7 protein-coding genes are annotated in these 11,405 nt (G+C 65.9%); 3 read left to right on the top strand and 4 right to left on the bottom strand.

From position 1 onward, the window contains the following. A partial coding sequence (locus ACN0T5_RS11870) for an Rne/Rng family ribonuclease (protein ID WP_417768813.1) occupies positions 1–2,053 on the bottom strand: 2,053 nt, incomplete at its 3' end. Positions 2,054–2,905: 852 nt separating this feature from the next. Here ACN0T5_RS11870 and ACN0T5_RS11865 point away from each other — a divergent pair. The 3 genes from ACN0T5_RS11865 to prfB all read left to right on the top strand — a co-directional run bounded on the left by ACN0T5_RS11865 (position 2,906) and on the right by prfB (position 8,332). Next, the gene (locus ACN0T5_RS11865) at positions 2,906–4,219 is read left to right on the top strand and encodes an N-acetylmuramoyl-L-alanine amidase (protein ID WP_417768812.1); all 1,314 of its coding nucleotides are present in this window, start codon (positions 2,906–2,908) and stop codon (positions 4,217–4,219) included. A 329-nt stretch (positions 4,220–4,548) separates the two neighbouring features. Further along, a complete protein-coding gene (locus ACN0T5_RS11860; RefSeq protein ID WP_417768811.1) occupies positions 4,549–7,008 on the top strand; it encodes a penicillin-binding protein 1A in 2,460 nt (819 codons plus the stop codon). Between the two features lie 192 nt (positions 7,009–7,200). Further along, a protein-coding gene (gene prfB / locus ACN0T5_RS11855; protein WP_417768810.1) for a peptide chain release factor 2 occupies positions 7,201–8,332 on the top strand; the annotation gives its coding sequence in 2 pieces (ribosomal slippage) (positions 7,201–7,269 and positions 7,271–8,332; 1,131 coding nt in all). A 108-nt stretch (positions 8,333–8,440) separates the two neighbouring features. Here prfB and ACN0T5_RS11850 read toward each other — a convergent pair. From ACN0T5_RS11850 to bcp, 3 genes are all read right to left on the bottom strand, one after another. Then, positions 8,441–9,817 carry a peptidoglycan DD-metalloendopeptidase family protein gene (locus tag ACN0T5_RS11850; protein WP_417768809.1) on the bottom strand — a complete coding sequence of 459 codons (1,377 nt, stop codon included), beginning with the start codon at positions 9,815–9,817 and terminating at the stop codon, positions 8,441–8,443. 118 nt (positions 9,818–9,935) lie between these two features. Then, a complete protein-coding gene (locus ACN0T5_RS11845; RefSeq protein WP_417768808.1) occupies positions 9,936–10,787 on the bottom strand; it encodes a ferritin-like domain-containing protein in 852 nt (283 codons plus the stop codon). A 28-nt stretch (positions 10,788–10,815) separates the two neighbouring features. Next, complete coding sequence (gene bcp / locus ACN0T5_RS11840; RefSeq protein ID WP_417768807.1) at positions 10,816–11,286, bottom strand: thioredoxin-dependent thiol peroxidase; 471 nt, start codon at positions 11,284–11,286, stop codon at positions 10,816–10,818. Between the last annotated feature and the right edge of the window lie 119 nt (positions 11,287–11,405).

The raw sequence follows: 11,405 nt of genomic DNA, 5'->3' as shown, positions 1-11,405 counted from the left end.
GGCGGCCCCGGCGACGCTTGCGGCGGGCGCGTTCGTCGTCATCGCCATCCGTGTCGGCCTCGGTTTCGTCGGCGGCGTTCTCTCCGTCGGACGTCTCGTCGGACGCGTCGGCCCCGTTGTCACCGGCCTCGTTCGCCTGCTGCTCCTCGCCGTTCGAGGGTTTGCGGCGGCGGCGGCGGCGGCGGCGTTTGCGGTTGTTGCCGTCCTCGTCCGCATCGTCACGATCGCGCGGCGCGCGAGCTTCGGTCTCTTCCTCTTCCTCGTCCTCGACCGGCTCCTCGACGTCGTCCTCCTCGATGGTGATCGGCGTGATCGTGGACGGCTGGATGAGCCGGGGCGCGTCGTCCGGGCGCGGCTCGACCGGGTCGCCGCGCTCCAGCACGTAATGCTGGCCGCTTTCCATCGCGCCGGCCTGCACGGCGATCTCGAGGCCGAAGCGGGCCTCAAGGTCGGCCAGGTGGGCACGCTTCTGGTTGAGGATGTAAAGCGCCGCCTCGGTGGTCGTGCGGACGATCAGGTTGTGCGTCGCGCCCTTCAGCAGACTGTCCTCGAGAGAGCGCAGTACATGGAGGGCGACCGACTCGACGGACCGGATCATGCCCGTGCCGTGGCAATGCGGGCAGGGGGTCATCGAGCTTTCGAGAACGCCGGTGCGGATGCGCTGGCGCGACATTTCCAGGAGGCCGAAATGGGAGATTCGGCCGACCTGGATGCGGGCCCGGTCGTTCTTCAGGCAATCCTTGAGCTTGCGTTCGACGGACCGGTTGTTCTTGTTCTCCTCCATGTCGATGAAGTCGATCACGATCAGGCCGGCAAGGTCGCGCAGGCGCAACTGGCGGGCCACCTCCTCGGCGGCCTCCAGGTTGGTCTGGACGGCGGTGTCCTCGATGTTGTGCTCGCGGGTGGACTTGCCCGAGTTCACGTCGATGGCGACCAGCGCTTCCGTCTGGTTGATGACGATGTAGCCGCCCGATTTCAGCGTCACCTGGGGCGAGAACATCGCATCGAGCTGCGATTCCACCATGAAGCGCGAGAAGACCGGCGTCGCATCCTTGTAGGGCTGGACGTTCTTGGCATGGCTCGGCATGAGCATGCGCATGAAGTCCTTGGCTTCACGATACCCCTCGTCACCGGCGACAAGGACCTGGTCGATATCCTTGTTGTAGAGATCGCGGATCGAGCGTTTGATCAGCGATCCTTCCTCATAGACGAGATAGGGCGCGGAGGATTGCAGCGTCAGGTCGCGCACATTCTCCCAGAGCCGCATCAGGTATTCGAAGTCGCGCTTGATCTCCGCCTTGGTGCGGCTTGCACCGGCGGTGCGCAGGATCACGCCCATGCCCTGCGGCACTTCCAGCTCGGAAGCGATCTTCTTCAGCCGCTTGCGGTCGGTCGGGGTGGTGATCTTGCGGGAAATGCCGCCGCCGCGTGCGGTGTTGGGCATCAGCACCGAATAGCGGCCGGCAAGCGAAAGGTAGGTGGTGAGCGCCGCGCCCTTGTTGCCGCGCTCTTCCTTGACGACCTGCACCAGCAGGACCTGCCGGCGCTTGATCACTTCCTGGATCTTGTACTGCTTGCGATGCTTGCGGGCGCGCTGCGGCACTTCCTCGAGCGCGTCCTCGGCGCCGACGGATTCGACATCGTCCTCGCCGCCTTCGCCGTTCTCCGCGTCATCGCCGGAGCCGACCTTGGCCTCGCCGTCGTCTTCGTTCTTGGCCGCGCGGGAGCGACGGCGTGCCGGGCGTTCCTCGTCGTCGTGGCGGGCTTCCGCCTCTTCTTCCTCGAGCAGGGCCTGCCGGTCGGCGACCGGGATCTGGTAGTAGTCGGGATGGATCTCGCCGAACGCGAGGAAGCCGTGCCGGTTGCCGCCATAGTCGACAAAGGCCGCCTGAAGCGACGGCTCGACACGTGTTACCTTGGCCAGGTAGATGTTGCCACGAAGCTGCTTGCGATTGGCAGCTTCGAAATCAAATTCCTCGACCCTGTTGCCACGCACGACGACAACCCGGGTTTCCTCCGGGTGCGCGGCATCGATGAGCATTTTGTTCGCCATAGATGGGGATCTCCACGACCGGCGCTCCCGGGCGGCTTGGTGCGCTCGCCCGGAGTTGCGCAATTGCGGTCGTTCTGTTCTTCAGTGTGAAAGGGGACGTCGGGGCGCGCCGCGCGGCGGTCCGAGCGGAACCGGCGATGCCAGAAACGGCCGCCTTGTGTCCCTGTCGGATCGTCTTCGCGCAAAGGTTCATTGCAGCGCCTAATGGACCATATCTGTAGGGCACCGGCCAAAATGGCGGGCCGTGATTGCATCATGCCAGTTGCCGGGTTGGCGCGCGGGCGGCCGTGAAGCCGGCAAACTGATAAACGGGTCCTGTTCTGGCCCGTCCCTGTTGCCATCATGCGCTCCGGAACCGGCTTTCGCCGCCTGGGAGCTTTCGTACGGATCGATCCTGTTTCCGTCCCGGCGCGATACCGCGTTCGCGAGACCGGGACATTGCAGGCCGCCAGCCGCAACGCACCGCGCTTCCGGCCGGATCCCGAGATTTCCGGAGAGAGCCGGAGACCGAGGGACGCACAATTTTGATGGTCACCCTCACGGGTTCCGACGCCAATTGATCGATCGCGGGTGACGCAAGGACAGTTGGCTGGGCCGGACGCCGTTTCGGGGCACCAGGACGTCCCGACCTGAATCATCTTCAAAGTCGGGACCCGTTCGGTTTCTTTTACGGTCGCGGGCGCCATAAGGCAAGTACGCATACGCGCTTCCGTCGACTTGTGCTTGCGGCTCGCCTCGGGACATGAAGGGGCGTATTGTCAATGAAAGGTTAACTTGCCTAAGGGTATTCCTTGAAACGGCTGGCCCTTGCCACAAGGGCGGGTGAGCAGGATCGGCAAGAGGCGAAATCCGGTGACGAGCTACGGATGCATGGCGCGGCTTCTGGCTTGCGCAATCACGTTCGCATTGCCTGCGGCAACCTGGTCCGTGGTTGCGGTGGCGACGGCTGCGCCCGCGCGCGCCGAAACGCCGGACGTGCCGGTGGCGCGCGAGGCGCGGGTGGCCGGAGACGATGCGCGCACCCGCTTCATCATGGACCTGTCCTCGCCGGTGGAGTTCGCCGTATCGACGCTGTCCGACCCCTACCGCGTCGTCATCGACCTGCCGCGCGTCGCCTTCGATCTGCCGGAGACCGCCGGGCAGGAGGGGCGGGGGCTTCTCACCGCCTGGCGTTTCGGCATGTTCGCTGCGGGAAAATCCCGGGTGGTGCTGGACGCCAAGGGGCCTGTCGCCGTCGACAAGGCCTTTGTCCTGCCGCCGGTTTCCGACCAGCCGGCCCGCTTCGTTCTGGACCTGGTCGGCACCAGCCGCGAGGCCTTCCTGGAAACGGCTCGCAAAAGCGCGCCGGCGCCGGCCGTGGCCCGCAAGGGCGACCGGCTGACGCCTCCGCCGGAGGGCAGGAAGGGATTGCCGGTCATCGTGCTGGATCCCGGCCATGGCGGCATTGACACGGGTGCGGCCGGCAATGGCGGCACGCTGGAAAAGGCCAGCGTCCTCGATTTCGCGTTGATGCTGCGCGACAAGCTGATTGCCACGGGGCGCTATGACGTGCGCATGACGCGCGACACCGACGTGTTCATTCCCTTGCGCGAACGGGTAAAGATCGCCCGCTCGCTGGAGGCGGACCTGCTTTTGTCCGTTCATGCCGACTCTGTGCGAATCGGCCGCGACCAGGTTCGCGGAGCCGGCGTCTACACCCTGTCGGAAAATGCCAGCGATGAGGTTGCCGCCGCGCTGGCCGAGCGCGAGAACCGTTCGGACATCATCGCCGGCATCGACCTTGCCGACGAACCGGACGATGTGACGGACATCCTGATCGACCTGGCCCGCCAGGAAACCAAGAAATTCTCCTTCCTCTTTGCACGCACCCTGGTCAGTGAACTGCGCGGCACCGCGCAACTGGTCAAGAATCCGCAGAGATCGGCCGGATTTCGGGTTCTGACCGCGCATGATGTGCCGTCGGCGCTGGTCGAGCTCGGGTATCTTTCCAACAAGCTGGACGAGAAGCTGATGACCACGGACGAGTGGCGCGGCCGGATGTCGGCAGCTCTCGTGGCCGCGATCGACAGCTATTTCGGGCGTCGTTTCGGCAAGCCTGGAGTGAAGCTGTCGCAGAGCGTGGGCGACGCGCAGGACGGGGACGAGGATGCCAAGGTCGAGCAATAGCGCCGGACGCCTCAGCATCGCCATATTGGTCAAGGATTGAGAGGGTCGGCGCGGGGCTGTTTGCGAGCTCTTCAGGTCCGGTCGCAGGCCGGACCGATTCCGCAGACAAAGACAGGGCGACGAAGGTCGGCGAATCCTGTACCCGCTTGGCACCGGAACCGGACATGGCGCGACAGTCGCCGTTTTCCCGGCCCGCCGCAAAGCGCTGCCAGGGACGCTGAGGTCCCGGCCTCGCAGACTGACAGGGGCCTCCCCGGGCCGCGCCCTCCCGCGCGGAACGGAAGAGGCCAACGGAACAACCGACTTTTCGGGATAGACGAGCCGGATATATGAAGGTCTTGATCAAACTCTTCGGCTACCTGTTCGGCATTGGCGCCGTGCTGGGGCTTCTGGTCGCCGCCGGCGTCTGGATCTACCTGCAGGACATGTCGCAGGACCTGCCGGATTACACCGCGCTGAAGAACTACGAGCCGCCGGTGATGACCCGTGTGCACGCGGCCGACGGCCAGTTGATGGCCGAATACGCCAAGGAGCGCCGGCTGTTCCTGCCGATCCAGGCGATTCCGGAGATGCTGAAGCAGGCGTATCTGTCGGCCGAGGACAAGAACTTCTACTCGCATCTGGGCATCGATCCGGAGGGCATCGCCCGCGCGGCGCTGGCCTATGCGCGCAATTACGGCTCCGGCCGCCGCCCGCAGGGCGCCTCGACGATCACCCAGCAGGTCGCCAAGAACTTTCTGCTCACCAACGAGGTCTCGGTCGAGCGCAAGGTGAAGGAGGCGATCCTGTCGCTCAGGATCGAGCAGGCCTACACCAAGGAAGAGATCCTCGAACTCTATCTCAACGAGATCTATCTGGGGCTGGGCGCCTATGGTGTCGCCGCCGCCTCGCTGCTTTATTTCGACAAGTCGGTGCATGAACTGACGCTCGAGGAAGCGGCCTATCTCGCAGCCCTGCCGAAGGGCCCCAACAACTATCATCCGTTCCGCGAGCGCGAAGCGGCCATCGTTCGCCGCAACTGGGTCATCGACCGCATGGTCGAGAACGGTTACGTCGACAGCGTCGCGGGCGAGGAGGCCAAGGCCAAGCCGCTCGATGTGACGCCCCGCACCCGCGGCTCCCAGCTTTTCGCTTCGGAGTATTTTTCCGAGGAAGTGCGACGCAAGATCGGCTCGCTCTATGGCGAGAAACGTCTCTACGAGGGCGGCCTTTCGGTCCGTTCGACGCTCGATCCCAAGCTTCAGGTGAAGGCGCGCAAGGCGCTGATGGACGGGTTGATCGCTTTCGATCAGCGCCGCGGCGGCTGGCGCGGCCCGATCTCGCGCATCGAACCGGGCGCGGGCGACTGGGGCGCCGAGCTGGCCAAAGTGGAAGGCATGTCCGACGTGCCCGAGTGGCGGCCGGCGGTGGTCCTGTCGGTCTCGGACGAGACCGCGGAGGTCGGCCTGCAGCCGGAGCGGCTGGTGGGCGGAGCCCTCTCGACGGAGCGCGAACGGGTCAGCCTGGCCTTGTCGTCGATGAAATGGGCGCGGGTGAGCGGCCGTGCGCCGAGCCGCGTCGATGACGTTCTCAAGGTTGGCGACGTGGTCTATGTCGAGGCCGTCGACGGGCCGGCCGGCCTCGTGCACGAATTGCGGCAGTTCCCGAGTGTCTCCGGCGCGCTGGTCGCGATGGACCCCTATACGGGCCGGGTGCTGGCCATGGTCGGCGGCTTTTCCTTCGCCCAGAGCGAGTTCAACCGCGCGACACAGGCCTATCGCCAGCCCGGCTCGTCGTTCAAGCCGTTCCTCTACGCCGCCGCGCTCGACAACGGCTACACGCCCTCCAGCGTGATCCTCGACGCACCCGTCGAGATTGCACAGGGGCCGGGCCTGCCGGTGTGGCGGCCGCAGAACTACGGCGGCAAGTTCTACGGTCCTTCGACGCTGCGCCTCGGCATCGAGCTGTCGCGAAACGTGATGACGGTGCGCCTGGCGCAGGACATGGGCATGCCGCTCGTGGCCGAATATGCCAAGCGCTTCGGCATCTATGACGAGATGACACCGGTGCTGTCGATGTCGCTGGGCGCCGGCGAGACCACCGTGATGCGCATGGTCACCGCTTACGCGATGATCGCCAATGGCGGCCGCAAGGTCACGCCGACGCTGATCGACCGCATCCAGGACCGGTACGGCAAGACCGTCTACCGCCACGAGGAACGTGTCTGCGAGACCTGCGCGGCCGACCATTGGGCGGGACAGGGTGAGCCGGAGCTGATCGACAATCGCGAGCAGGTGCTCGACCCGATGACCGCCTACCAGATCACTTCGATGATGGAGGGCGTCGTGCAGCGCGGCACGGCAACCAGCGTTCAGGCGGTCGGCCGTCCGGTCGCCGGCAAGACCGGCACGACCAACGATGAAAAGGACGCCTGGTTCGTCGGATTCACGCCGGACCTGACCGTCGGCGTCTTCGTCGGCTACGACACGCCCAAGCCCATGGGCCGGGGCGCGACCGGCGGCCAGGTGGCCGCGCCGATCTTCACGGAGTTCGTCAGGACGGCGCTGGAGGACACGACGCCGGTCGAGTTCCGCGTTCCCAAGGGGCTTCAGCTGATCCCGATCAACCGGCGCACGGGCCTCAGGGCCTCGGCCGGCACGCCGGGGACGATCCTCGAGGCGTTCAAGCCAGGCACCGCTCCGCCGGACGAATACTCGATCATCGGCTTCCAGGACGATATCGGCATCCCGCGCACGGTTTCCCCGGAAGCCGGGCAGGCCGTGATGAGCGGCACCGGCGGTCTCTACTGATCCACGGACATGGCGGCCGGGCGCGCGTTTGCGAAAGCCCGGCCGATCCACTATTGTCCGGCCCCGAAACGGGTGTCCCGGCTTCGCAAACGCCTTTCCGGCGGCTTGCCGGAGCGGGTGTCCGGCCCCACCTTCCGGACACCGTTCCCTTTTCCGAACACCGACTGCAACACGAGAACAGAAGGACGAGCGATGCGCGCCGAAACCGAGGCCGTCGTTAACGAAATCAAGCAGGCCATAAGCCTGCTGAGGAGGCATCTTTGACTGGGACAACGCGATTGTCCGGCTTGATGAACTGAACGCGGCTTCCGAGGATCCGTCCTTCTGGGACGACCCGGCCAAGGCACAGAAGCTGATGCGCGAGCGCCAGCAGCTCGACGACGGGCTGAACGGCGTGCGCAAGCTGGAGGCCGACCTCCACGACAATCTCGAGCTGATCGAGCTTGGCGAGATGGAAGGCGACAAGGAGGTCGTGAGCGAAGCTGAAACGGCGCTCAAGGCTCTGCGCGGCGAGGTGCAGTCGCGGCAGATCGCCTCGCTCCTGTCGGGGGAGGCGGACGGCAACGACGCCTATATGGAGATCAACTCCGGCGCCGGCGGCACCGAGAGCCAGGACTGGGCGAGCATGCTGCTGCGCATGTACACCCGCTGGGCGGAGCAGCATGGCCACAAGGTCGAGGTGCTCGAGTTCCATGATGGCGAGGAGGCCGGCATCAAGTCGGTGACCCTCAAGATCAAGGGCGAGAACGCCTATGGCTGGCTGAAGACGGAGTCCGGCGTGCACCGCCTGGTGCGCATCTCTCCCTATGACAGCCAGGCGCGGCGGCACACCAGCTTCGCCTCCGCCTGGGTCTATCCGGTGATCGACGATTCGATCGAGATCGAGATCAACGAGAGCGACTGCCGCATCGACACCTATCGGGCCTCGGGCGCCGGCGGCCAGCACGTCAACACGACCGATTCGGCGGTGCGCATCACCCACCAGCCGACCGGCATCGTCGTGCAGTGCCAGTCGGAGCGCTCGCAGCACAAGAACCGGGCGACCGCCTGGTCGATGCTGAAGGCCAGGCTCTACGAGCTGGAGCTGCAGAAGCGCGAGGAGAAGGCCAATGCCGACGCCTCGTCAAAGACGTCGATCGGCTGGGGCCACCAGATCCGTTCCTACGTGCTGCAGCCCTACCAGCTGGTCAAGGACCTGCGCACGGGCGTGGAAAGCACCAGCCCGGACGACGTCCTGAACGGCGACCTCGACGCGTTCATGGAGGCGACGCTGGCGCAGCGGGCCTTCGGCGGCGTTCCCGAGGCGGTCGAGGACGTGGAGTAGGGCGGGTCTCGCCTTCCTGCTTCCTGCGAACGGCATCACGAAACGCGAAGGGCGGCTCTCGGGCCGCCCTTTTGCGTTCACGGAAGACAATGTTACGGGATGTGCGCCTCAGCGGGCGAGAAGCGGAGCGATCTTCTCTCCGACGCGCAGGAAGCGCGCCGGGTTGAGCGGCCGGTCGTCGATGCGGATCTCGTAATGCAGGTGCGGACCCGTGGAGCGACCCGTCGTGCCGACGCGCCCCAGCACGTCGCGAGCGGCGACCTTCTGCCCCTTGGAGACCGAAATGCGGCTCATATGGGCGAAACGGGTGGTGACGCCGCTGGGATGCAGGATCTCGACGGACTTGCCGTAGCCGCCGTTGCGACCGGCGAAGACGACGGTGCCGGGGCCGGGGGCGATGATCTTCGTGCCGGTGACGGCCTTGAAGTCCATGCCCGTATGCATGGCCATGCGGCCGAGAAAGGGATCGAGCCGGGGACCGAAGGAAGACGAGACTGGCGCGCCGTTGACCGGCCGGGCCATGGGGATGCCGCGCGCGGCATCCTTGACGCTGGCGAGCGTCGCGAGCGCCTGCTCGGCGCGTTCCAGGCGGGCGTCGAAGTCGGCGACATCAAGGGCGACGAACGGACCGCCCTGGTCGCTCGCGGTTGCCTTCTGCAGGCCCGCAAGCCGCAAGCCGAGTTCGTCGGCGGCATCGGCGATGGCAACGACGTCGCGTTCCGCGGTCACGGCGATGACGTCGAGGGCGAGATGGGCCTCCTTGTCCATGCGCTCCAGCGAGGCGTTGACGTCGTCGATCAGCTCGACGCGCTTGTCGGAGGGCTGCTCGGGGGGCGGGGCCATGTTCTTGAGCGGAACGCCGGGAGAGCCGGCGCCCTGGCGTGCCGCGGCCTCGGCTGCGGGGTTCGTCTCGCCTTGCGAGCCGCGCAGGCTCAGCACGGGAGAGATTTCGATCGGTTCCGGCGTTCCACCGATGCCCGTGGGGGCGGCGGCTGCCGATCCCAGCGCGATCTGCGGCAGGGCGATGTCCGGTTTGGCCGGCGGTACGGGGCCGCCAAGGGCGACGCGGATGCCGCTTTGCGCCGCACGGGCGAGGAGATTCGCAACCCGCGCCTGACGGGTGTCGAGATCCCGCTGGCGCTCGACCACGTCGTCGAGCTGCTCGTCAATGCTGCGGCGTTCCAGAACGCGGCGACTCGTCAGCTGGTCGATGCGGGAGCGGAGCGAGGCAATACGGTCCTCGTAGGAAAGCTGCATCTGGGCCTGGCGTTCCGCCGACGACTGGATGATGTCGTCGCGCAGGACAAGATAGGCGGTCGCACCGATATAGCCGACGGCCAGCATCGTCCCGAGCGCGGTTCCGAGCCCGGCGATCCAGGGAGAAATCGTGAAACTGCGAACGTTGTCGCCACGGGCTATGATGACCCGATGTGGCTCCTTGCGTTTGCCGAATACCCTTTGGGCGTTGCCAGCGTGTCCTGTCATTACTCTCTGGACCCGTTTCCGACGACACCGCGCTTGCACGCCGCGCCAATGAACAGGGTCCGATTGGACGCCATTAAGGTTAACAAATGCTAAGGAACTGTCGGATTTTGCAGGGAAGTCATCCGATCAGCCGCGCCAGCGGGCGGTAGAACCCTGGCGTCAGTCCGGCCTCGGCACGGGCGCGGTCATTGAAGGGCGGCTTCAATCCGCCGCGGAAATGGCGACGCACGAGATCCTGGAAACGGCGCTCGGGGTCGGTGCGATCCCGGTCGCAGAGAAAGCGGAACCATTTCGCGCCGAACGCCACATGGCGCTTCTCGTCGCGGTAGATGATCTCGAGTATGGCCGCGCTCTCCTCGTCGCCGCGGGCGCGCGCCTTGGCGATCATCGGCGGCGTGATGTCGAGGCCACGGGCTTCCAGCACGAGGGGGATGATGGCAAGCCGGCCGCCAAGATCGTCTCCGGTGCTTTCCGCCGCTTCCCACAGGCCGTGATGGGCGGGAAGGGCGCCATAGAACGATCCGAGATCGTCGAGCCGTTTGCGCAGCAATGAGAAGTGCTTGGCCTCCTCGAGACCGACGCGCACCCAGTCGTCGAAGAACGAGCGCGGCAGGGGGCGATCGGCGAACCGGCCGACCATGTCCCATGTCAGGTCGACGGCATTCAGCTCGATATGGGCCAGGGAATGCAGCATCGCGATCCGGCCGGCCGCGCCGCCGATCGCCCGCTTCGGCATGTCGCGGGGCGGCAGCAGCACGGGCCGATCGGGGCGTCCGGGCTGGCCTGGCATGGGCTCCGAGCCGGTGCGCCGGCGCAGGGACAGGGTCCGGGAGAACCAGGCGCGCGCCGTCGCGTGGGCGACGGTGATCTTCTCGTCGAGGCAGGTGGCGGCAACGACCCGGCGCGCGCCGCAGGCAAGTGACGGCGGCAGGAAGGCTGCGGCCTCGGCCTTTGCGGGAGAAACGCGCATGTGATTGTCCGCCACCTTTTCGATACGCCTAGCCGTTGGCTCTCACGGCCTCGAGAACCGCCTCGGCGTGGCCGGGCACCTTCACCTTGCGCCACGTTTCGGCGATCTTTCCGGTAGCGTCAATGAGGAAGGTCGCGCGCTCCACGCCCATGTATTTGCGGCCGTACATGGATTTCTCGACCCACACGCCATAGGCTTCGGCGACGGCAGTGTCCGTGTCGGCGCCGAGGGTGACGGTCAGCGCGTGCTTGGCCTTGAACTTGTCATGTTTGGTGGTGCCATCGGGGGAGATTCCGACGACAAGGGCGTCGGCCGCGTCGAATTCCGATTGCAGGGCGGAGAAGGCTATGGCCTCCTTGGTGCAGCCGGGCGTATCGTCCTTGGGGTAGAAGTAAAGAACGACCTTCTTTCCGCGCAGATCGGACAGGCGCAACGTGCCACCGCCATCAGTTGCGACTTCAAAATCCGGGGCCATGTCTCCGCTTACGACTTCGCTCATGTATTGCCTTCCTTTCGTCACTTCGGCGGTGAAGAATCGCTTCTTCCCTGTCAGATGCAGATACGGGCGCCAAACGGGCACGGATCCCTCAGCCGACATATTATGATGTGTGCGATTCG

It is taken from the genome of Stappia sp., assembly GCF_048261845.1.
Taxonomy (GTDB): Bacteria; Pseudomonadota; Alphaproteobacteria; order Rhizobiales; family Stappiaceae; genus Stappia.
Note: the sequence above shows the minus strand (reverse complement) of the source record. Positions and strands in the feature narration are given on the sequence as shown.